Source organism: Nocardia mexicana NBRC 108244 (genome assembly GCF_001613165.1).
Classification (GTDB): domain Bacteria; phylum Actinomycetota; class Actinomycetes; order Mycobacteriales; family Mycobacteriaceae; genus Nocardia; species Nocardia mexicana.
Map to the genome: position 1 here is coordinate 1 of NZ_BDBV01000121.1, position 22,773 is coordinate 22,773.

Consider the following 22,773-nt stretch of genomic DNA (forward strand, 5'->3'; position numbering starts at 1 on the left):
GCCCCGCGCTGTGACGCCACCGCGGGCCGCGGCCGATCCGTCGGCAGCTCCAGGCATTCCGGCAGATCGGTGAGCCGGTTCATCCAGTAGCCCAGCTGCAGCGCGGACACACTCGCCGGATCGTCCTCGTCGCCCAGCACGGCGCGCTGCCACAGGCTGTAGTCGGCGTACTGCACCGGCAGCGGCTCCCAGCTCGGCGCCGCACCCGCGCATCGCGACGCGTACGCCGTGGCCAGATCGCGGGCCAGCGGCGGCAGCGACGCACCGTCGGCGGCGATGTGGTGGACCACCAGGCCCAGCACGTAGTCGTGAGTTCCCGTGCGCAGCAGGTGCGCGCGCAGCGGCGTCTCCGTCGTCACGTCGAATCCGCGACCGGCGATCCGGCGCAGCCGCGCCTCGGCCTCCGACGGCGGCACCTCCTCCACCGGGAGTTCCGGGGTGGCCTCCGCGACGACCACCTGGGACGGCCCCTCCGGACCGTCCGGGTAGACGGTCCGCAGCGACTCGTGCCGCGCCACCACGTCACCGAGCGCCGCGCTCAGCGCGGACACATCCGGCTCGCCGTGCAGCCGCAGGGCGATCGCGATGTTGTAGGCGCCCGAGTACGGGTCGAACCGGTTCAGGAACCATAGCCGCTGCTGCGCCGGTGACAGCGGAATCCGTTGCGGCCGTGTATTGCTCACCAGCGACGGCCGCTCGCGCGTACCCGTCTGCCGACCCACCAGCGCGGCCAGTGCCGACACGGTCGGCGCCTCGAACAGCGACCGCACACCGATCGGGGCGCGCGCCGCGGCGCTCAATCGCGCCGCCACCCGGGTGGCGGTGAGCGAGGTGCCGCCGAGGGCGAAGAAGTCGTCGTCGAGGCCGACCAGGGCCAGCCCCAGCACCTCCGCGTAGGCCCCGGCAACCAGCTGTTCGAGCGGCGTCACCGGCGCCCGGAACTCCGCGAGCTCGGCCGCCGGGACCGGCAGTGCGGTGCGGTCGAGCTTGCCGTTGGCGGTCAGCGGCAGCGCCTCGAGCACGACGAACGCGGCCGGGACCATGTACGACGGCAAGGCGGCGGCCAGCTGTGCCGGGACGGTCGTCGTATCGATCGTCTCCCCCGCGGCGGCCACCAGATAGGCGATCAGCCGGTCGCCGGTGTGCTCGTCGCCGTGCGCGACCACGGCGGCCGCGGCGATCTCGTCGAGTGCCAGCAGCGCCGCCTCGATCTCCCCCAGCTCGATCCGGAAGCCCCGGATCTTCACCTGGCAGTCGGTGCGGCCCAGATATTCCAGTTCGCCCGCGGTGGTCCACCGCACCAGATCGCCCGTGCGGTACAGGCGTTCGCCCGCCCGCTCCGAGAAGGGCTGGGCCACGAAGCGTTCCGCCGTCAGCCCGGGACGCCCGTGGTAGCCGTGGGCCACCTGCGTGCCCGCCAGGTACAGCTCGCCCGCGGTCCCCGGCGGCACCGGGCGCAGGCGTGAGTCCAGCACGTACACCTGGCTGTTCCATTCCGGCACGCCCAGCGGCACCGTTCCGGCGCAGTCGTCGACGACGCGGCGCGCGGTGATCGACACGGCGGTCTCGGTGGGGCCGTACAGGTTCCACAGATCCACGCCGGGATTGGATTCGCGGAATCGGCGGGCCGTCGGACCCGGCAGCGCCTCGCCGATCACCAGGACCGCGCGCAGCGAGGAGGGCAGGGACGCACCGGTGGACAGCAGCGCATCCAGGGTCGACGGCACCAGGTGCAGCACCGACACGCGGTGGGTCTCGATGGCCTTCGCCAGGTACACCGGGTCGCGATGGGTGTCCGGCGCGGTCACCACGATGCCGCCGCCGCTGACCGGGGCCGACCAGAATTCCCACACCGACAGGTCGAAGGTGGCCGGGGTCTTCACCAGCACCGTGTCGCCGACGCCCATCGCGAATTCCGCACGCTTCCAGAGCAATTGGTTCACGATCGCGCGATGCGGCACGGCGACGCCCTTGGGCCGCCCGGTCGATCCGGAGGTGAAGATGAGGTACGCGGTGTGCTGCGGCAGCAGCGCCGAGGGCCGGTCGCGGTCGGTCACCGGCGCCGCCGAGACCTCCGCCAGCTCGAGCTCGTCGACATCGACCATCGGGACGGACGCGGACAGCGACGACCGGTCCCGGCGGGTGGTCAGCACGCACAGCGGCGCGGCGACGTCGAGAATGTAGTCGCGCCGATCCGCGGGCTGATCCGGATCCAGCGGCACGTACACACCACCGGCCACCGACACCGCGTACATCGCGACGACCAGGTCCACGGAGCGGCGCATCCCCAGCGCCACCCGGGTCTCCGGCCGCACACCGAGCGAAATCAGGTGGCGCGCCAGGCGATTCACGCGGCCGGAGAACTCCGCGAAGGTCAGCGAGCGGGCCGGTTCCTCGCCGTCGGTCGAGACGGCCACGGCCTCCGGCGTGCGGGCCACCTGCTCGGCGAACAGGGCCGCCAGGGTGGTCTCCGGCACCCGCTGACGGGTTTCGTTCCACTCGTGCAGCATGGTGTGCCGCTCATGGGCGGCGAGCACCTCGAAGTCCCCCGCCGGGCGGTGCGGTGCCCGGACGATATCGCGCACCAGGCGCCGGAAGCGGTCGGCGATCACGGTCGCGGTCGACTCGTCGAAGAGGTCGGCCGCGTAGGCCAGGTGACCGGTGATCCCGGCGGGCGCCCCCGCCTCGTCGTAGCGGTCGGCGACGACCAGCTGCAGGTCGAATTGCGCTATCTGCAGGTCGATTTCGGCGGACGACACGGTGAGCCCGGGCAGGTCTATTTCCACCGGAGCCAGATTCTGGAACGAGAATCCGACCTGGACCAACGGGTGGCGCGCCGTCGACCGCACCGGATTGAGCGCCTCGACCAGCCGCTCGAACGGCACCTCCGCATGGGCGAACGCCCCGAGGTCGGCCTCGCGCTGGCGGTCGAGCAGGGCGGCGAACGAGTCGGCGCCGTCGACCCCGGTACGGAACACCAGGGTGTTGACGAACATGCCGATCACACCGTCGAGTTCGCGCTCACCGCGGCCCGCGATCGGCGTTCCCACCGCGATATCCGACATCCCCGACAGCCGGGCCAGCAGCATCGCGTACGCGGTGTGCACGGCCATGAACAGCGTCGCGCCGCCCGTATGCGCCAGCTCCACCAGTCCCGCGTGCAGCTCGGCATCGATCGACACCGGTACGCGCCCACCGCGGAACGACTGGGCGGCCGGCCGCGGCCGATCGCAGGGCAGGGTCAGTTCGTCCGGCAGGTCCGCGAGACACTTTGTCCAGTAGGCCAGCTGCACGGCGGCGCGGCTGCCCGGCCACGATTCGTCGCCGAGCGAATCCCGCTGCCAGACACTGTAATCCGCGTACTGCACGGGCAGCGGAGCCCAATCCGGCGCCTGGCCGGCGCGGCGGGAGCGGTAGGCCGCGGCCAGATCGTCGGCCAGCGGCGTCAGCGACCAGCCGTCCGCCGCGATGTGGTGCACGACGATGGCGAGCACATGATCGTCGGGGCCCGTGCGCAGCAACCGCACCCGCAGCGGGGTGTCGACGGTCAGATCGAAACCCGCGCTCGCGAACTCCCGCAACCGATCTCGCAGCTCGGCTGGGTCGACGTCGACGACCGGCAGCGACACCGCCGACTCGTCGGCGGGCACGATCACCTGGCTCGGCCCGTCGTCGCCGTCCGGGAAGACCGTGCGCAGCGTCTCGTGCCGCTCGACGAGATCGTCCACCGCCGCGCGCAGCGCGTCCGTATTCAGCTCACCGCGCATGAGCAGCGCGAACGGGATGTTGTAGGTGCTCGATTCGGGATCGAACCGGTTGATGAACCACAGGCGCTGCTGCGCGGGCGACAGCGGAATCCGCGCCGGGCGCGGCCGCGCCGCGAGCCGCACCGTCCGGGCCTCGCCGCCCATGTGCCGTCGCACCTGCGCCGCGAGTTCGGCGACGGTGGCGTCCTCGAGGAACAGGCGCACGGGCAGCCGCGCCCCCACCACCGCTCCGAGCCGGGCGGCGGCGCGCGCCGCCGACAGCGAATTGCCGCCGAGCGCGAAGAAACCGTCGTCCAGGCCCACCCGGTCCAGCCCGAGCACCTCGGCGACGGTTTGCGCGGTCGCATGCTCGATGGGCGTCCCGGGCGCACGGTAGGCCCGGACCTGCGCCGCGGGCGCGGGCAGCGCCCGCTGATCCAGTTTTCCGTTGGGGGTCAACGGAATCGCGTCGAGCACCACGTAGGCCGACGGCACCATGTACTCGGGCAGTACGGCGGCGACACCCGCGCCGACCGAGACCGTATCGGGCGCCGCGTCCGGGTTTCCGACCAGATAGGCCACGATCCGCCGGTCGCCGGGCACGTCCTCGCGCACGACGACGGCGGCCGACCGCACGCCGTCCTGGGTCAGCAGCGCGGCCTCGATCTCGCCGAGTTCGATGCGGAATCCGCGCATCTTCACCTGATCGTCGCCGCGGCCCAGGTAGTCCAGCCGCCGCTCGGCATTCCACCGCCCGCGATCGCCGGAGCGGTACATCCGGGATCCGGGCGCGCCGAACGGATTCGCCACGAACCTGGTGGCGGTCAGGCCCGGCCGCCCCAGATATCCGCGGGCCAGCTGTTCGCCCGCCACGTACATCTCACCCGGCACCTCCATCGGCACCGGCCGCAACCGGCTGTCCAGCAGCAGGGTCCGCAGGCTCGGCAGCGCCCGGCCGATGCCACCGGCGTGCCGCCGCGCCGTATCCGGCCGATACAGGCCGCGATGGGTCACGTGCACCGTGGTCTCGGTGATTCCGTACATGTTCACCAGCCGCGGCGCGCGGTCGCCGTGGCGGTCGAACCAACCTGCCAGTCGGCGTAATTCGAGTGCCTCGCCGCCGAATACGATGTATCGCAGAGCCAGTGGCGGTTCGGTCGGCGTATCCCGCTGCCCTGCGGCGGCTTCCGCGGCATCGAGCTGATAGAACGCCGACGGCGTCTGGTTGAGGACCGTCACCCGTTCGCGGCGCAGCAGGTCCAGTAGGTGTTCCGGCGACCGCGCGGTGTCGCGGTCGACGACCACCAGCGTGCCGCCGTACAGCAGTGCGCCCCACAGTTCCCACACCGAGAAGTCGAAGGCGTGGGAGTGGAACATCGTCCACACGTCCGAGGCGCCGAATCCGAACTCCGCCTGCGTGCTCGCGAACAGCGTCGTCACATTGCGATGCGGAATCTGCACGCCCTTCGGGCGGCCCGTCGAGCCCGAGGTGTAGATGACATAGGCGGTGTGGTCCGGCCGCAGTGCGACCCGGCGATCCGCATCGGTGACCGGTGACCGGCCGGCCGAATCCGCCGGGTACGGGTCGATCACCGGGAGGCCCGCGGGCACGACATCGCGCACCTCGTCGGTCGCCACCGCGCAGACCGGGCGCGCGTCGGCGAACAGGTACTCGATGCGTTCCGCCGGATACGACGGGTCGACCGGCAGATATCCGGCGCCGGACTGCACCACCGCGACGATGGCGACGACCAGCTCCACCGACCGCGGCAGCGCCACGGCCACCAGCGTCTCCGCTCCGGCTCCGGCCTCGATCAGGCTGTGCGCCAGCCGGTTCGCGCGCTGCCGCAGTTCACCGTAGGTGAGGCTGTCGTCGCCGCACCGCACCGCCACCGCGTCGGCGTGGGCCTGCGCCACGGCGTCGAACACCTCGGCCAGCGTGGTCTCGGCCGCGATCGCCGGCCCGGTCTCCGCGACCAGAAGCTGCTGCTCGTCCGCGCGCACCAGCGGCAGATCCGCGACCACCGCCTGCGGCCCGGCGGCCAGAAATCCGCTGAGGTAGTTCAGGAAACGCCGGTGGTGGGTCCCCAGCTCGGCGGCATCGTAGCGGTCGGGATTGGCGATGAAGTCGATGTGCAGCCCGTCGTCGCCCGCACCGTTGTAGAGGGTGATCGACAGGTCCTCCACCGGACCGGTGGAGACCATGTGGATGGTCGCGTCGGCGGCGCCGAGCCGAATTCGGTTGTGGAACAGCATCATATTGACGACGGGCCCGAAGAATCCGCGGCGGTTGTCGGCGATGCCCAGATCCCGCCGCATATCCTCGTGGCGGTAGCACTGGTGCCGCAGCGCCTCCTCCAGACGTTCCGCGACAGTGCCCACGAGCCGGTCCGCGGTGGCGCCGGATTCGACCGAGATGTGCAGCGGCACCACATTCGACACGTATCCCGCCGACGCGCGCAGCAGCGGTGTGGTGCGCGCCGTGACCGGCAGGCTCAGCACCACGTCGCGGGTCCCGGTGACGGCGGAGAAGTAACCGGCCAGCGCGGCGAGGAACAGCGCGGGGCGGGAGACCCCGAAACGCTCTCGCGCCGAACCGAAAAGCACGGTGGCCGCCCCATCGATGGTCCCCGCCTCGGTGCGGCGGCGCCCGCTCGCCGGAGCGGGGTTGTCGCTCAGGCCGAACCATTCGGGCAGCCCCCGCAGCCGCTCCGACCAGTACCGCCGATCCTCGGTGAAGGCCTCCGATTCGCGGTATTCCAGTTCCGCCGCGGCCACCGCGGACAGGTCCCCGGCCGAGGACCGGCTCAGCTCGGTGCCGCCGACGATCGCGTTGTACCGCTCCACGATTCGGGCGACCAGCAGCATCGAGCCGTAGCCGTCGATGGCGATGTGGTGCATCTTCGCGTACCACAGGTAGTGGGTGTCGGCGATCCGCAGCACCGCGGAGCGGAACAGCGGGCCCAGCACCGGCATCGGCGTACTCGCGTCGCGCTCCATCCAGCGCCGCGCGGCGGCCGACGGATCGGCCTGCGACCGGAGGTCGACCACCTCGGAGGCGAGCGGGGCCTCGGGGTCCACCAGCTGCCAGGGCGTGCCGTCGACCTCGACGATCCGCAGCCGGAAGCTCTGCAGATCGTCCGCGCACCCGCGGATCGCCTCGTCGAAGGACTCGATATCGAACCCACCGGGAACGTCGACGTACTGGGCGACCGTCAGCGGCACGTCCGGAGCGATGTACTGAGCGTTCCAAATTCCGGACTGAGCGGCCGAAAGGGGGAAGCGCCTCGGGGCCGCGGGCTCGGTACGGCCTGCGGACTCGGGGGCCAACGAGGTCATGCAGTCGCTCCATTCGAGGGTGGGGTGGTGCGAGACAGCGGTGACGCAAGGGATGGGCCCGGGGCCGGAATCGCATCGGCGGGCTCCACCTGGCAGTCGTTGCCCAGGGGTCATACGGATTGGTCGGTTTGCCTTGCACTCCGTCGGCACCCGGTGCCACCGGGGCGGCTCCCCCGATCCCGAGAAATGGTCACCGGCGCCAAGTACGCTCGGGTTATGCGCTCCATTTGGAAGGGCTCGATCGCCTTCGGACTGGTGAATGTCCCGGTAAAGGTCTATACGGCCACCGAGGACCACGACATCCGGTTCCATCAGGTGCACGCCAAGGACGGCGGGCGGATCAAATACGACCGCGTGTGCACCGTGTGCGGGCAGTCGGTGCAGTACGCCGATATCGATAAGGCGTACGAGTCGCCGGAGGGCGACAAGGTCATCCTGACCGACGAGGATTTCTCGAAGCTGCCCGTCGCGGAGAAGCACGAGATTCCGGTGCTGCAGTTCGTGCCGTCCGAGCAGATCGATCCGATCCTGTTCGACAAGAGCTATTACCTGGAGCCGGATTCCACCACCCCGAAGGCCTACGTGTTGCTGGCCACGACGCTCGAGGAAGTGGACCGGGTCGCCCTGGTGCATTTCACGCTGCGCCAGAAGACCAGGCTCGCCGCGCTGCGGGTACGCGACGGCGTCCTGCTGCTGCAGACGCTGCTGTGGCCCGACGAGGTGCGCGCGGTCGATTTCGAATCTCTCGACGGCGCCGCCGCCCCGCGCAAACAAGAGATTTCGATGGCCGAAACCCTGGTCGAGAGCATGTCCGACGATTTCGACCCGGGCCTGTACACCGACGAATATCAGATCGAGCTGAAGAAGATGCTCGACGAGGCCATCGCCTCGGGTTCCAACAAGGTGATCCGCCGCGAAGAGGAGGCGGCGCCCGCGGAAATGGATGCCGAGGTCGTCGACCTGGTCGCCGCGCTGCAGCGCAGCCTGGAGGCCACCGGCCGCCGGGGCTCCGATCCCGGCGGCAAGTCCGAGGAGAAGAAACCGGCGAAGAAGGCCGCGAAGAAGGCGCCCGCCAAGGCCGCGAGCAAGACCGCGAAAAAGGCCACCCGAAAAGGCGCCTGACGCGGCTCATCCATGCACCGCCCCCGGGCTGGCAAACTGTCGGCATGGAAGCCGATACCGCCATCGTCCCCATGGGCCTGGGCCATCTGCGTGAGGTGCTCGACCTCGGCACCGAGGTGTTCGACACCGAGGCCAAGCCGTACACCTCGTGGTCGCTGACCTCGGTGGCCGAACATCTCGACAGCCCGGACGGCTCGTGCTGGGTTGCCCTGGACTCGGACCGTGTGGTCGGTTTCGTGCTCGGTTCGATGGAGTTCGAGCTGCGCGACGACTGGGGGTATCTGGAGTGGATCGCCGTCGCGCCGGATATGCAGGGCCGCGGCATCGCCGGGCGCCTGGTCGACATCTGCTGTAAGACGCTGTTCGAGCGGGGCGCGCGCCGCATCGTCACCGACGTCGAATCCGGCAATACCGCCTCGGCGACGATGATGACCCGGCACGGCTTCACCGACACCACCGTCGTCACCCTGTTCGTTCGGCCCAACCCGGACGAGCCCGAGCCGGACACCGTGGCGCCGGGGCTGTCCCCCGCCACCAAGCGCACCTTGGCGCGCACGGGGCGGCTGCGGCGCTGAGGACGCGGTCATCCCGGCGCCCACTGTCATTTTCCGGTGGGCCGAAGTTGTCGGTGCCGCCGCATAGGGTGGGCGGCATGACATCAGCGGATGCGACCATGGCGGCGATCAACGAGGCGGTAACCCTTGGGCGGCAAGGAGATTCAGCCACCGCCCGGGACCGGCTGACGGCCCTGTGGGAGAAGATCGGCGCCGAGGGCGACCCGCTGCACCGCTGCACCCTCGCCCACTACCTGGCCGACCTGTTCGACCACGCCGCCGACTCGCTGACCTGGGACGTGCGCGCCCTGGACGCCGCCGACGCACTCACCGACGAACGCGCCCGACAGGAGCACGCCTCGCTGAGCGTGCAGGGCTTCTACCCGTCGCTCCACCTCAACCTGGCCGACAACTACCGCCGCCTGGGCGCCTTCGACACCGCCCGCCGCCACCTCGAGGCCGCCGAGGACAGGGCGGGCGTGCTGGCCGACGACGGGTACGGCGCGGGCGTGCGAGCCGGAATCACCAACGTACGCAACGCCATTGCCGACGGCTCCACCGACCGCCTGCCCACGCACTGACGTCTGATTCCGGCCGACAGCATGCCGGAAATGACGAGACGGGCACCGAGGCGCGGCACCTACTTCCGGAACTTGGTCTCCAATTCGTGCAGCGTCGCCTGCAACTCGGCGGGATCGTTCGTTTTGAAGATGCCGTCGTAGCCTGCCTCCTCCCGGACCGCCGCCTCGACCTCCGGGTCGTGGTACAGGCGGGTCACCTCGAGGAGTTTCGGGTCGTCCTTGTCCGCGGCGCGGGCGGCGAACACGTTGATGTACTGCTGTAGTTCGGGGCGCTGCGGATCGTCGGTGAATATCACCCGGTCCCGGCCCAATCCCGCCTGGCGGGCGAAGGTGTCGTCGACGAAGGCGGCGTCCACGCTGTCCAGCGACTGCGCGGTGAGCGTCGGGTCCAGGGTGGTGAGACGCACCTTCGACGCGGAGGCGTCGACATCCTCGAGTTTCGAGTCCCAGCTCGCGCCGCCCTTCAGCACGATCAGGCCCGCCGCCGCCAGCCCCAGCAGCGGTCGCACCTGGTTGGCGGGGTTGTTGCTGAGGGTTATCTGCCCGCCCGGCGGAATCTCCGCCGCCGATCGGTGCGCGGTCGAATACAGGGTCAGCGGGAAGATCTCCGTCGCGCCGATCGGCACCAGGGTGTCGTCGTTGCTCACGTTGTAATTCGCCAGGTACCGAATGTGCTGGAATTTGTTCAGATCGATACGACCTTGCGCCAGTGCGGGATTCGGCTGATTGTAGTCGGTGAAATTGACGTACTCGATCGTGATGCCCTGATCCGCGGCCTTCTTCTGCAGCACATCCCAGTGCGGGAGCGCACGATCGTTCACCCCGATCCGCACCACGTCCGGACGCTGCTCCGCACCGCAGGACACCGCGGTAGCGGCCAGGACGAACAGCACGGGAATCGCCAGAAATCGGCGCAGAGGTCGCATTGTCGGCAACCTAGCCTCGCGGTCGTCACGCGGCGAGAGTTCCGCTCATCACAATCGCAACCGTTGCCCCCGCCCGCCCGGCACCGCTTGGATTGCCGGGGCATATCGCGACGAACATTCGGGAGTACGAGTGAAATTCCATCGGATACCGGCGATCCCGGTGCTGATACTGGCCGCTGCCGCCACCCTCACGGCGTGCGGCGGCAGCGACGCGTCCTCCGACAATGTGGTCCGGATCGGCACCACCGACAGGGATTCGTCCTGGGACGTGTTCGAGCGGAAGGCGAAGGACAAGGGCATCACGCTGCGGATCACCAATTTCTCCGACTATCGGCAGCCGAATCTCGCACTGTCGCAAGGGCAGATCGATGTGAACCTCTTCCAGCATCTGCAATTCCTGGGCCAGTACAACGTCGCCAACAACGACGATCTCGCCCCGGTCGGCGCCACCTACATCGTGCCGCTGGGCCTGTATTCCAAGAAGCACAAGCAGGTTTCCGAAATCCCGCAGGGCGGCGAGATCGCCATTCCCAACGATCCGACCAATCAGGCGCGGGCACTCAACGTGCTGCAGAAGGCCGGGCTGATCAGGCTCGCTCCCGGAGTGCCACAGCCCACTCCGGCTGACGTGGACAAGAATGCCTCGAAGGTGAAGGTGACCACCGTCGACGCCGCCCAGACGGCGCTGTCCCTGGATTCGGTGGACGGATCGATCATCAACAACACCTTCCTGGACCGTTCGGGCGTCGACCCCAATTCGGCTCTGTTCAAGGACGATCCGACCGATGCGGCCGCCGAGCCCTACATCAACGTGGTGGTGTCGCGCGCGGCGGACAAGGACAAGCAGGCCTACCGGACCGTGGTCGACCTCTGGCACGACCCGGAGGTGCAGCAGGCGCACGCCGAGGTCACCAAGAGCACGGCGGTCGAGGTGCGCCGCAGCGGTCCCGAGGTCCAGCAGATCCTGCAGCGCGTGCAGGACGGCATCCGAGCGCAGAAGTGAGCCAGCAACCGGCCCCACCGGCGGTCGAATTCCGTTCGGTCACCAAGGTTTTCGCCACCGGAAAGCGGCGCGACACCGCACTCTCCGATATCGACCTGAGCATTGCCGCGGGCGAGATCTTCGGTGTCATAGGCTATTCCGGCGCGGGCAAGAGCACGCTGGTGCGCTTGATCAACGGCCTGGAGAAGCCGACGGAGGGCACCGTTCTCGTATCCGGGACGCCGATCACCGGCGTCGCCGAGTCCGACGTCCGCCGGCTGCGCCGCGATATCGGCATGGTGTTCCAGCAGTTCAACCTGTTCCGCTCGCGCACGGCGGCGGGCAATATCGAGTATCCGCTGAAGGTGGCGGGGCGGCCGCGGGCCGAGCGCAAGGCCCGGGTAGCGGAACTGCTGGAGTTCGTGGGGCTTTCGGACAAGGCGCGCAGCTATCCGGACCAGCTGTCGGGCGGGCAGAAGCAGCGCGTCGGCATCGCCCGCGCGCTGGCCACGTCCCCGTCGCTGCTGCTGGCCGACGAGGCCACCTCGGCGCTGGATCCGCAGACCACCGGCGAGGTGCTGCGCCTGCTGCGAAAGATCAACCGGGAGTTGGGCGTCACCATCGTCGTGATCACCCACGAGATGGACGTCATCCGGTCCGTGGCCGACCGGGTCGCGGTGCTCGCGGAGGGCCGCATCGTCGAACTCGCCGACACCTTCGACGTCTTCTCCGCGCCCCGGGCCGACGCCACCCGCACCTTCATCGATACCGTGCTGCACAACCGACCCGGCGCGGACGAGCTGCGGCGCCTCGGCGAACGCCACGCGGGGCGACTGGTCACCGTGCCCGTCGACGATCACCGGGGCGTCGGATCGGCGCTGACCACCGCCGTCCGTGCCGGGGTCCGATTCGAGGTGGTCTACGGCGGCGTGAGCGCGCTGCAGGACAAGACATTCGGCAGCATCACGCTCGCCCTGGACGGCCCCGATGACGCGGTCGCGCAGGTCGTCGACGACCTGGAACGGAGGACCGCGTGACTCTCGCTGCCGCACAGACCGATTGGGACAAGCTGCGGCCGGTCCTGACCGAATCCATCGGCACCACCCTCTATCTGGTGCTGGTCACCTTCGTCGTCGGCGGAATCATCGGGTTGCTGCTCGGCACGGCGCTCTACACCACGCGCAAGGGCGGCCTGCTGGCGAACGCACCGATCCACCTGCTGCTCAACGTCGTCGTCAATGTGGTGCGGCCGATCCCGTTCATCATCCTGCTGGCCGCGCTGGGACCCGTGACGCTGCAGGTGGTCGGCACCACGATCGGCACCGACGCGGCCGTCTTCGTCATGATCGTGGCCGCCTCGTTCGGCATCGCCCGCATCGTCGAACAGAACCTCGTCACCGTCGACCCGGGCGTCATCGAGGCGGCACGGTCGATGGGCGCGGGACCGCTGCGGATCATCTTCACGCTGCTCATCCCGGAAGCCCTGGGCCCCTTGGTCCTCGGCTACACCTTCGTGGTGATAGCGATCGTCGACATGTCCGCGATGGCCGGAACCGTCGGCGGCGGCGGGCTCGGAGATTTCGCCCTCGTCTACGGCTACCAGCGTTTCGACTGGCAGGTCACCCTCGTCGCGACACTCATCATCATCGCGGGCGTGCAGGGCGTGCAGTTCGCGGGCAACCTGCTGGCCCGGAAGGTGTTGCGCCGCTGACCTATACGCCCTTGGGCGCGCGCGAGGACATGAAGCCGAACAGATAACCGGCCACCCGCCGCATCTGGATCTCCTCGGCGCCCTCGGTGATCCGGTAGCGGCGGTGGTGGCGGTAGATGTGCTCGAAGGGCGCGTGCCGCGAATAGCCGAGGCCGCCGTGCACCTGCATGGCGCGGTCCGCGGCCTCGCAGCACAGCCGGTTGGCCCAGTAGTTGCACATCGAGACCTGTTCGGAGGCGGCGAAGGTGCCGCGGTTGTCCATCGTCCAGGCCGTCTTGTGGATCAGGGCGCGCAGCATCTCGCACTGGGTGTGCAGCTCCACCAGCGGGAACTGGATGGCCTGATTCTCGGCGAGTGCCTTGCCGAACGGCTTGCGCCGCTTGGCATACGCGACGGACCGATCGATGCAGTATTGCGCCGCACCGAGACTGGACGCGGCCTGGCGGATGCGGTTCTCGTTGAAGAAATGCTGGACCACCGCCAGGCCGCGCCCCTCCGCGCCGAATATCGCCTCGCCCGGCACCCGGACATCGCGCAGTGAGACCCGGCCGTGGTCGGTCGGCATGTTGAAGGTCCACAGGTATTCCTCGACCCGGAACCCCGGCGTCGTGGTGGGGACCAGGAATGCGGTGATTCCGGCGGCGTCCCCCGGCTCGCCCGCCGTCCGCGCGAAGATCAGGTCCGCCTCGGCGGCGTGTATGCCGCTGTTCCAGGTCTTCTCGCCGTTGATGATCCAGTCGTCACCGTCGCGGACGGCGGCGGTCGTCATGTGGGTGGCGTCGGAGCCGTGCTCGGGCTCGGTGATGCCGAAGGCGAAGAATCGCGTCCCCGAGGCCAGGCCGTCGACCCACTCGGCCCGCTGCCGCGGCGAACCGTACTCCAGCATCAGCAGCAGGCCCACGTTGTTGGCGACCACGGCGTGCTCGTTCTGCAGATCGCAGTGCAGGCCCAGGCCGCGGCGGGCCAGATGTTCGCGGATCACGGCCATGCCGAGGTTGGTGCCGTCGCGGCCGCCGTACTCCTCCGGAAAGGCGTACCGGTAGTGCCCGGCGGCGTCGGCGCGTCGGCGCGCCTCGGCGAGCAGCGCCTCCCATTCCTCGGTGGGCAGCCCGCCCCGCTCCCAATCGGTGCGGGCGTTCTCGCGGCGGTGGTCGAAGAAGCGGATGTTGTCGTCGGCCCGCTCCAGCGGGGCGATCTCGCGCTCGATGAACTCGTCCAGTTCCGCGAGATAGTCGACCAGTTCCTTCGGTAGCTCGAAATCCACTGCCGCTACTGCCTTTCCGGGCGTATCTGCATGAGCAGATCCCACTCGATCTCCGGGATGCGCCGTCCGCTGGCGGCCATGACGATATCCCGGACCGTACCGTCCAGGTAGGCGGCGGCCTGCTGGGCCAGGCCCACGCCCCAGCCGAGCGTGCACAGCACCTTCCACCACCGGAACCGGTCCTGATCGAAGCGGCCGCCGCCCAGCTCGTAGCCGCGGACGAACGGTTCGCGGCCGCCGAACCCACCGAATTCGGCGGCGTCGGCCCGGAATCGCCACATGCGCAGCGCCGCCCAGGCCGCATCGCGCATCGGGTCGCCGAAGCGCCGCGCGCCCTCCCAGTCGAGCACCGCGCGCAGGCCGTCGCCGTCGACGATCAGGTTGCCGTTGCGCATGTCGGTGTGCAACAGGGCCTTTCGCTCCGGCGGGGACGGCACGCGGTGTTCCAGCCAGCGCAGCGCGGCGGCGAACACCGGCCGGTCGGACAGCAGCGCCCGCACTCCGCGCTCGGCCTCGGCCAGTTCCGTTGCCGCCGGGTCGCTTTCGGCGTCCCCCGGCAGCCGGTCCGGCGCCGCGCCCGGATCCACGATGTGCAGGTGCGCCATCGCCTGCCCCAGCTGGTAGGCCACCCGCTCCCCGATCCCCGCGGCCTGCACCAGCCGCAGCACCTTGCGCGGCACGGTCTCGCCGTCGACGTGTTCGGAGATCAGGAACGGCGCGCCCAGGTAGCCGTCCTCGGTGCAGGTGGCGACCACGGGCGGCGCCGGAACGCCGTGCTTGCGGGCCAGTTCACGCACCGCCGCCTCGGCCTCGACCGGAATCTGCTCGATGGCGGCGGGGACGATGGTGGCCACCAGCCGCACCGACCGCCCCTGCCGCTGCGCGTCGAAGACCACGGTCCGCCGACGCGCACCCGCCGACACCTGCCGCACGTTCGAAACCATCACGGCACCACCGAGTTCCGTCGCCAGGAAGCGGCTCAGGCCGGGTCCGATATTGCCGTTCACTCCCCCTCCCACGCATCGTATCCGGGCTTGGCGACCGCCAGATCCGCCCGCACGACCTCCACCATCGCCTGCCACCGCGCCAACTCCGATTCGTCGGCAGCCGGCAAGGGCTGCTCGCGATCCGCGACCGGCGGTGCCAACTCGAGTTCCCGGCCCAGCATTCGCGCCAGATTCGCGCCCACCCGCGCCCGATGCTGCAGATTCTCCGGCAGCTCCGGCAGCAGCACATCCTGCAGCAGCTCGGCCAATGCCTCCAACAGTTCCGCCGACGACGGTCGATACTGCATCTACGGCGCCTCCTCACACCAGAACTTCAGCATGACACGAATTGCAGCATCGCCCACTGGGTTTCGCACCCCGTAACGACATTCCCGCGACCGCATCCCCTACCGGCCGGTTCCGGCGCCGAAACCGGAATCGAGAGCCCGGCATCTGATCACAGCACCCGCAGCACGTCATCCCGGCCCGCTTGTGGCCGGGATCCACCACGGACAGTGGATTCCGGCCACAAGCATGCCGGAATGACGAGGCTCAGCCGCTGAGCCGGGCGCACACGGCCGTGTCGACTCGCAGCGCCGAGATTCGCCAGGCGCGACGCCGCCCGCCCGCGCCGAGCCGCTTGCCCCAGCTGGAACCCGCGGCGGCGATATCGGCGGGTTCGAGGGCCCGGATCCCGGTGACGGCCAGTCCGTGGTCCGCGTACGGGGCGATCAGGTCCGCCACGGTGGCGGCGTCCTCGATCGCGGGCAGGCCGGGCAGGCCGTCGCGTTCGGTGACCGATAGCAGGATGTCCAGTGCCGCACCGGGTTTCATGATTCGCGACAGCCCATTGAGCACCGCCGCATCGCCGGTCAGCAGGCCGCGCAGCAGGGAGCCCCACGGAAAGTTCACCGTCACCTCGTCGGCGATACCGTCGAGTTCCGGCGGCAGATTCTCCGCGGCGGCCGCGACGAACAAGACGTTGGGCAGGCCGCCGCGGGGCCGCAGCGCGCGGCGCGACGATTCCGCCATACCGGCCGCGTTCGCGTCCACGCCGATCACCAGGCGCTGCGCGTCGGCCGCCGCGGCCGCGAGCACCGCACGTCCGTCACCCGTGCCCATATCGATCCGCACGGACCGATACCGGGCGACCAGGTCCCCGGCTTAACCGATGTCTACGTCCCGGATCTTCTTTCCACACACGATTCGCATGCACCGGACGTTATATGCACGCGACCGATAGGCGCACGCCATTTTCGCGGGATCGACCGCCCACGATCGGTGCCGCGCGGCCGGACGCGAACCCCGCCGCGCGGCGACTCAGCCCGCGTTCTTCGTGCAGGCGGTCAGCACGATGTTCGCCGGGCGGGGGCTGGCGCTGCCCAGGTCCGGGAACGGCGGCGCGGTCGGGCCCAGCACGTCGCGGGCCTGCTTCTCCGCCTCCACCGTGGTCGGGCCCCACCCGACGGCCACCCGCCGGTCCGCGCCCTGCGCCACGGCGCCGCAGCCGTCGGTGAAGTGCAGGACGACGCGGCAGTCACCGATACCGCAGTGGCCGACGGCCGCACCGTCGGCGGCGCCGGCGTTGTCGTAGTTGGCCGCCGACGCCACCGTTCCGGTGCTGTCGGACAGCGCGATCGCACCGTGCAGCGCGCCTTCGGCCGCCGCGGGCCCGGCGGCGCCGAACCCGGCGATCGCCGAACCGGCCAGCACGACAGACGCTTTGGACAACAAGGACATGAAGGGATCCACCCCGTTCCTGAAGGGAATTCTGACGGCTGGATCCTTCTCCTAACCAGGAGATCTGTCCAACTCACCTTCGTGACAAGGCATTTCCTCAGACTCGCTGCGCGATCACCAGCAGCACGTGCACGGGCCGGTCGTCGACGAGGTGCCAGCGGTCGCGCATGGTCGACGGGAAGTTCATGAAATCCCGTGGGCCGAGCCGGAACCGGCCCGCGCCGACCACCTCCACCTCCAACTGTCCCGACACCACATACACCCCGCTGATCCCGGTCGATTCGAACCAGCCTCCGACGAACTGCCCGGGTTCGATGAGGTACTCGATCACCTCCAGTGGGCTGTTCGGCCGCATGTGCAGCGCACGCCCCAGCGCGGCGTCGGGGCGATCCGCCACCGGCAGCCGCACGCCCTCGTCGGCGCGCACCACCGCCACCCGATCGGAGCCCGGCGCGGGCAGGAGATCACCCGGCGCCACCCCCAGCGCCGACGCCAGCCGGTATGTCGTGATCATCGACGGAGCGCTGACGCCCCGTTCGATCTGGCTCAGGAACGGCTGGCTGATCCCGGCCCGCCGGGCCAGGTCGCGCATCGACAGCCCCAGCTTCTCCCGCAAATCCCGAACCACCCCGCCGACCAGCTCCGACAGTGTCGCTTCGTCGGGAGTCCCCGTCCCCGCTCCGGTTTCGTTCACAACGCGAGTCTGCCCGATCGGCCGCCCGGCCGCCGCCGCGGCGTTTACACGATCGTGATCCGAATGAACGTTCACGACATACAAATACCCGATTCTGACTGCTGTTGCTTATCAGCCCTCGCATAATCGGAGCGTGCCGATGTCCGTCATCGAAGGCGATCCCCCGCTGCACCCACCCGCACCGCCCGGTACCGCACCGCGGTCACTGGTCGAACAGCGCGGCATCGACCACATTCCCGACTCCGAGCGCCGCGGCACCGTGCGCCAACTCGGCCTCATGTGGAGCGGGGTGATCCTCAACGTTCAGGTGGTGGTGTACGGCACCCTGCTGGCCGTCCTCGGCCTGAACCTGTGGCAGGCCGCCGCGGCGATCGCGATCGGCGCCTCGACCTGGGTCATCGCCGGACTCGCCAGTCTGCCCGGCCCCGCCGCCGGGACGACCACCTTCGCCGTCAGCCGCGCCCCGTTCGGCCGAAACGGGATGCGCCCCATCGCATTCTGCAACTGGCTGCAGCAGATCGGATACGAGGTCCTCGATCTCGTGCTGCTGGTACTGGCCGGGTCGGCGCTGCTCGACATGGCGGGTGTGCACGTCGGCACGGGCACGAAAGTGGTTCTGCTGGTGGTGTTCTCGATCGCGCAGAGCGTGCTGCCGAGCCTGGGGCACGCGGCCATCACCCGCGTGCTGCACCTGCTGGTCGCACCGTTCGCCGCGCTGTTTCTCGTCATGGCCTGGCTGACCGTCGACAAACTGCAGCTCACCGGCGGCCAGCCCGCGAGCTGGACCGTATTCCTCGGCGGTATCGCCTTGGCGTGCAGCGCCAGTGGCCTGGGCTGGAGCCCGAACGGCACCGACTTCTCCCGCTATCTGCCGCGATCGACCTCGCGCATTCGCATCGTCGCGGCGGTGACCCTCGGCGGTGCGGTCCCGCAGGCCCTGCTCATGCTGCTCGGCGTGGGTGTCGCGCTGCTGACCACGACCGCATCCGATCCGATCAGCGGGTTGCCGAGCGTATATCCGGGCTGGTTCCTCGCGCCGTACCTGGTCCTGGTGATCGCGCAGATGATCTCGCTCAACGCGATCGATCTCTACTCCTCCGGAGTCACGCTGCAGGCCATCGGGATTCGGATCGGGCGCTGGCAGGCTGTGGTGCTGGACGGGGTGATCTGCGCGGTCATCGGTGCGGTCGTGGTGTTCTCCGCGGACTTCAACACCTTCGTCGGCAACTTCCTGCTGTTCATGATCGCCTGGTTCGCGCCGTGGGTCGCGATCTTCGTCGTCGACTACTTCCTGCGCCGCGGCCGCTACGACCGCGATTCGCTCGGCCCGACCGGCGGACGCTACCGGCGTCCGCTCGGCCTGCACGCACCCGGAGTCGCCGCGCAGGCCGCGGGCACCCTCGCGGCGCTGTGCTGGATCGACACCTCCGTGTTCACCGGACCGCTCGCACACCTGTGCGGCGGTGCGGATCTCAGCGTCCCCGCCGGGCTCCTGGTCGGCGGGGCCGTGTACTACCTCGCCGCCCGCAAGTCCGTGGTGGCCGAATCGGGCGACGATGCCGAGAGGTCGCCGCGGTGAGCATTCCGATCGCCGACATCGACACGCCGTTATCATCATCTCGAGAAGGAGCACCCATGGAATTCCATGTGCCCGTCATTGATATCTCGCCCTACGTCGGCGCCGGCACTGCCGCCGAACGCGGACGGGTCGCCCGGCAGCTCGACGAGGCCGCACGCACGGTCGGCTTCATGCAGATCGTCGGGCATACGGTGCCGCAGCGTGTGATCGACGATTTCGCCGCCGCGCTCGACGCATTCTTCGGCCTCGATCTCGGCACCAAGAACGGCTATCGGACCCCGCCGGAGATCAACCGCGGCTACTCACCGCCGAAGAGCGAGAGCCTCAGCCTGAGCCTGGGTGTGGAGTCGGCGAGTCGGATGAACGACTTCTTCGAGGCCTTCAATATCGGTGCCGCGGCCTCCGACTATCCGGGCATCGACCTGCCTGCCGTCGACTATGCGGAAAACCTGTGGCCGCAACAGATTCCGCAGTTCCGCGCGCCGGTGCAGGCGTACTTCGCCGAGGCGGCCCGGGTCGCCCGCACCCTCACCACCGTCTTCGCCGACGCCCTCGAGCTTCCGGCCGGGTACTTCGACCGATTCACCGATCACTCCCTGGATGTGCTGCGCATGAACAACTACGCGCTGCCACCCGGCACGGTCGACCTCGACGGCGATCTGATCGGTATGGGCGAGCACACCGATTACGGCATCGTGACGGTGCTCTGGGCCGACCAGGCGCCCGGGCTGCAGGTACTCGGCGCCGACCGCCGCTGGCACGACGTCCGGCCCGCCGACGGTGCCCTGCTGGTGAATCTCGGGGATCTGATGGCGCGCTGGACCAATGAGCGCTGGCTGTCGACTTTGCACCGTGTGGTGCCGCCCATCGTGGACGGCACCATCGAAAGGCGCCGCAGCGCGGCCTATTTCCACGACGGCAATATCGACGCCGTCATCGCCACGCTCCCCTCCTGTCTCGGCGAGGGCAGCAAGTACGAGCCCACCACCGTCGCCGAGCATATTCGCGCGAAGCTCGCGGGATCGCGTGCACTGCAACCGAATACGAATGCCGAGCGCGAGGCCGCCCGGGTCCGCGCCGCCGCCGGGACGAAGCGGTGAACGGCGGGGGGCTCCGGCGAAAAACAAGCCGGAGCGAGGAAGTACCGTCAGCGTCCCTGAGCGACGAAGTACCGTCAGCATGCCGGAGCGAGGAAGTACCGACGGCGTCCCGGAGCGGCCGAGTATCTATTTTCGCCGCGCTGCCGAAGGTGAGCCTGCACTGTCACCTCACCGGGTCGGTCTTGCCCGCGACCGTTGTGGAACTGGCCGCCAAGTACGGCGTCCCGGTGCCCGGCGGCCGGACCGCCGACACCCTCTACGACATCGACAGCCACGAGGATCTCGACGAGTTCCTGCGCGTCTACGACATGGTCGGGCAGGCGGTTCGCGAGGCCGACGACTTCCGCCGTATCACCTATGAATCCCTGACCACACTGGGCGCCGACCACGGCGTGCTGTACCGGGAGATCTTCGTCAGCCCGCCCGCACATCCGCACGCCGACTACCGCACCCTTCTCGACGGCGTCCGGGCCGGAATGCGGGAAGCGAAGCAGGACACCGGAATCGACAGCCGCATCATCGTCGCGATCAACCGTGAGGACACCCCGCAAGCCGCCGTGGACCTGGTGCGGGAGGTGATCGAACACCGCCGCGACGAGGTGGTCGGCATCGGGCTGGACTATGCCGAAGTGCACGGCCCGCCCGGACAGTTCCACGAGGCGTACCGGCTGGCCGGGCAGGCGGGCCTGCACCGCACGGCGCACTCGGAATCCGGACCGCCGCCGAATATCGAAATCCTCCTGGATGTGCTCGGCTGCACCCGCGTCGACCACGGCTACCACGTCGTCGACGACCCCCGGATCACCGAGCGCTGCGTCACCGAGGGCATCGTATTCACCTGCACCCCGGTCAGTTCCGATATCGGCCGCTACTCCGGCAGCGGCAACGGCAAACACGAGAAGATCGCCGCCATGGTGGACGCCGGGCTGCGGGTCACCGTCGATTCCGACGACCCGCCGATGTTCGGCACCGACCCCACCAACGATTTCGCCGTGCTGTCGAATGCCCTCGGCTACGGCCCCGAGCAGTTGCTGAGGTTCACGATGAACGGTGTCGAAGGCTGCTGGCTCGACGACACCGAGCGCGCCGCCCTGCATCGACGCGTGCTGGCGCGTGCGGCCGAGGCAGACGCTCACGACCTGACAGCAGCCACCCGCCGCGGACCGGGATGACAGGCCGTCTCGGGGTACCGATCACCAAGGCCCGACGAAGAATTCGAGTGTCGCCAGCGCCAGCGCGCCCAATAGGGCCACGGCGAATCCGGCGCCCGCGCAGGCCCAGCCCACCCGCGCCGAATCGGTCCCGGCGGTGCGCTGCACCAGCCATCCCGCGACCGTGCCCCCGAGCGCCAGCACCATCACACCGCCGAGTATCAGATAGAACACGCTCGCGAACGCCGCGTTTCCGGCCTCCGACAGCCCGCGCGCGTAATCGCCGAACGGAACGGGGAACCGGTACACGGTCGCCACCACCGCCGCCGCCAGCGGCGCGGTCACCACGGCCGCCATACCGCCCACCAACGGCCCTATCCAACTGATACGTCCCGGAGCGCTCATCGCCGCGAGCCTACGGTACGAACCGGCGCGGCCCGCGGCGAGCGATCACACCGGACGTATCACACCGTGAAACCGAGGGCTCGCAGCTGTTCCCGCCCGTCCTCGGTGATCTTGTCCGGACCCCACGGCGGCATCCAGACCCAGTTGATCTTCATATCCTCGACCAGGCCGCTGCGCACCAAGGCGTTGCGGGACTGATCCTCGATGACATCGGTCAGCGGGCACGCCGCCGACGTCAGCGTCATGTCGAGGATCGCGGTGTCCTCCTCCAGCCGCATGCCGTAGACCAGGCCGAGGTCGACGACATTGATACCCAGCTCCGGGTCGACGACGTCGCGCATCGCCTCTTCGATGTTCTCGAGCTGCTCCATCTCCTCGGCGGAGAGCTGCCGCTCGTCTGCGGGTGTTTCACTCATGCCGTTCCACCGTTCCCCATCACGCGCTTGGCCTCCTCTGCAGAGGTTATCCGGACCACGGCGTCCTTGAACGCCATCCAGCCCAGCAGCGCGCATTTCACGCGTGCCGGATACTTCGAGACGCCCGCCAGCGCGACCCCGTCGCCGAGCACGTCCTCGTCGCCCTCGACGGTCCCGCGGCTGGAGATCATCTCGTTGTAGGCGTCGACGACCTTCAGCGCCTGCTGCACCGGCATGCCGATGACCTGGTCGGTCAGGATCGAGGTGGCGGCCTGGCTGATCGAGCAGCCCTGGCCGTCGTAGGACACGTCGGCGACGTCACCGTTGTCGTCGATGTGGACGCGCAGGGTGACCTCGTCGCCGCAGGTGGGGTTGACGTGGTGCACCTCGGCACCGAACGGCTCCCGCAGCCCGCGGCGATGCGGGTGCTTGTAGTGGTCCAGGATCACTTCCTGGTACATCTGCTCCATGCGCATG

General features: G+C 69.3%; 20 protein-coding genes. 9 read left to right on the plus strand and 11 right to left on the minus strand.

Annotated elements, in window-relative coordinates; all coding sequences use genetic code 11:
* On the minus strand, window positions 1-6,971 hold a 6,971-nt coding region (locus NM1_RS36690; RefSeq protein WP_169814388.1), incomplete at its 3' end, for a non-ribosomal peptide synthetase.
* Between the two features lie 330 nt (window positions 6,972-7,301).
* On the opposite strand from NM1_RS36690, the gene ku reads away from it, so the two are divergent.
* From ku to NM1_RS36705, 3 genes are all read left to right on the plus strand, one after another.
* Window positions 7,302-8,207, plus strand: coding sequence for a non-homologous end joining protein Ku (gene ku / locus NM1_RS36695; RefSeq protein ID WP_068031332.1), 906 nt, complete (start codon window positions 7,302-7,304; stop codon window positions 8,205-8,207).
* 44 nt (window positions 8,208-8,251) lie between these two features.
* A complete protein-coding gene (locus NM1_RS36700; RefSeq protein ID WP_068031254.1) occupies window positions 8,252-8,782 on the plus strand; it encodes a GNAT family N-acetyltransferase in 531 nt (176 codons plus the stop codon).
* Between the two features lie 77 nt (window positions 8,783-8,859).
* Window positions 8,860-9,342 carry a hypothetical protein gene (locus NM1_RS36705; protein WP_068031257.1) on the plus strand — a complete coding sequence of 161 codons (483 nt, stop codon included), beginning with the start codon at window positions 8,860-8,862 and terminating at the stop codon, window positions 9,340-9,342.
* Window positions 9,343-9,401: 59 nt separating this feature from the next.
* On the opposite strand, the gene NM1_RS36710 is transcribed toward NM1_RS36705, so the two are convergent.
* The gene (locus NM1_RS36710) at window positions 9,402-10,268 is read right to left on the minus strand and encodes a MetQ/NlpA family ABC transporter substrate-binding protein (protein ID WP_068031261.1); all 867 of its coding nucleotides are present in this window, start codon (window positions 10,266-10,268) and stop codon (window positions 9,402-9,404) included.
* Window positions 10,269-10,398: 130 nt separating this feature from the next.
* Here NM1_RS36710 and NM1_RS36715 point away from each other — a divergent pair, with 130 nt between their 5' ends.
* From NM1_RS36715 to NM1_RS36725, 3 genes are read left to right on the plus strand one after another with little or no spacing between them, the layout of a single operon-like run.
* Window positions 10,399-11,271 (plus strand): MetQ/NlpA family ABC transporter substrate-binding protein, encoded by an 873-nt coding sequence (locus NM1_RS36715; protein WP_068031263.1) that lies wholly within the window; start codon window positions 10,399-10,401, stop codon window positions 11,269-11,271.
* Window positions 11,268-12,287 (plus strand): methionine ABC transporter ATP-binding protein, encoded by a 1,020-nt coding sequence (locus tag NM1_RS36720; protein ID WP_068031266.1) that lies wholly within the window; start codon window positions 11,268-11,270, stop codon window positions 12,285-12,287. Before NM1_RS36715 ends, NM1_RS36720 begins: the two co-directional genes overlap by 4 nt.
* Window positions 12,284-12,961 carry a methionine ABC transporter permease gene (locus NM1_RS36725; RefSeq protein WP_068031268.1) on the plus strand — a complete coding sequence of 226 codons (678 nt, stop codon included), beginning with the start codon at window positions 12,284-12,286 and terminating at the stop codon, window positions 12,959-12,961. The genes NM1_RS36720 and NM1_RS36725 overlap by 4 nt, the downstream gene beginning before the upstream one ends.
* A gap of 1 nt (window position 12,962) precedes the next feature.
* Here the strand turns inward: NM1_RS36725 and NM1_RS36730 are convergent, their stop codons facing one another.
* From NM1_RS36730 to NM1_RS36755, 6 genes are all read right to left on the minus strand, one after another.
* Window positions 12,963-14,225, minus strand: coding sequence for an acyl-CoA dehydrogenase family protein (locus NM1_RS36730; protein WP_068031271.1), 1,263 nt, complete (start codon window positions 14,223-14,225; stop codon window positions 12,963-12,965).
* A 5-nt stretch (window positions 14,226-14,230) separates the two neighbouring features.
* Entirely contained in the window at window positions 14,231-15,169 is a 939-nt protein-coding gene (locus NM1_RS36735; protein ID WP_068031335.1) for a phosphotransferase family protein, read from the minus strand.
* A gap of 59 nt (window positions 15,170-15,228) precedes the next feature.
* Complete coding sequence (locus tag NM1_RS36740) at window positions 15,229-15,519, minus strand: hypothetical protein (RefSeq protein ID WP_068031273.1); 291 nt, start codon at window positions 15,517-15,519, stop codon at window positions 15,229-15,231.
* Between the two features lie 244 nt (window positions 15,520-15,763).
* A complete protein-coding gene (warA, locus tag NM1_RS36745) occupies window positions 15,764-16,366 on the minus strand; it encodes a 16S rRNA (adenine(1408)-N(1))-methyltransferase WarA (protein WP_425454304.1) in 603 nt (200 codons plus the stop codon).
* 165 nt (window positions 16,367-16,531) lie between these two features.
* Window positions 16,532-16,951, minus strand: coding sequence for a DUF4189 domain-containing protein (locus tag NM1_RS36750; protein ID WP_068031338.1), 420 nt, complete (start codon window positions 16,949-16,951; stop codon window positions 16,532-16,534).
* Between the two features lie 97 nt (window positions 16,952-17,048).
* The gene (locus NM1_RS36755) at window positions 17,049-17,645 is read right to left on the minus strand and encodes a helix-turn-helix domain-containing protein (protein WP_068031341.1); all 597 of its coding nucleotides are present in this window, start codon (window positions 17,643-17,645) and stop codon (window positions 17,049-17,051) included.
* Between the two features lie 139 nt (window positions 17,646-17,784).
* Here NM1_RS36755 and NM1_RS36760 point away from each other — a divergent pair, with 139 nt between their 5' ends.
* From NM1_RS36760 to add, 3 genes are read left to right on the plus strand one after another with little or no spacing between them, the layout of a single operon-like run.
* Window positions 17,785-19,224, plus strand: coding sequence for a purine-cytosine permease family protein (locus NM1_RS36760; RefSeq protein WP_068031277.1), 1,440 nt, complete (start codon window positions 17,785-17,787; stop codon window positions 19,222-19,224).
* Between the two features lie 56 nt (window positions 19,225-19,280).
* Entirely contained in the window at window positions 19,281-20,324 is a 1,044-nt protein-coding gene (locus tag NM1_RS36765) for an isopenicillin N synthase family dioxygenase (protein ID WP_068031280.1), read from the plus strand.
* Window positions 20,321-21,496, plus strand: coding sequence for an adenosine deaminase (gene add, locus NM1_RS36770; RefSeq protein ID WP_373864093.1), 1,176 nt, complete (start codon window positions 20,321-20,323; stop codon window positions 21,494-21,496). Before NM1_RS36765 ends, add begins: the two co-directional genes overlap by 4 nt.
* A gap of 21 nt (window positions 21,497-21,517) precedes the next feature.
* Here add and NM1_RS36775 read toward each other — a convergent pair whose 3' ends face one another.
* Genes NM1_RS36775 through sufU form a run of 3 tightly spaced genes read right to left on the minus strand, consistent with a single transcriptional unit; the run spans window position 21,518 to window position 22,772 of the window.
* Complete coding sequence (locus NM1_RS36775) at window positions 21,518-21,880, minus strand: hypothetical protein (RefSeq protein ID WP_147288812.1); 363 nt, start codon at window positions 21,878-21,880, stop codon at window positions 21,518-21,520.
* A 59-nt stretch (window positions 21,881-21,939) separates the two neighbouring features.
* On the minus strand, window positions 21,940-22,296 hold the full coding sequence (locus NM1_RS36780) for a metal-sulfur cluster assembly factor (protein WP_068031287.1): 357 nt from the start codon (window positions 22,294-22,296) through the stop codon (window positions 21,940-21,942).
* Window positions 22,293-22,772 carry a Fe-S cluster assembly sulfur transfer protein SufU gene (gene sufU, locus NM1_RS36785; RefSeq protein ID WP_068031289.1) on the minus strand — a complete coding sequence of 160 codons (480 nt, stop codon included), beginning with the start codon at window positions 22,770-22,772 and terminating at the stop codon, window positions 22,293-22,295. The genes NM1_RS36780 and sufU overlap by 4 nt, the downstream gene beginning before the upstream one ends.
* Between the last annotated feature and the right edge of the window lies 1 nt (window position 22,773).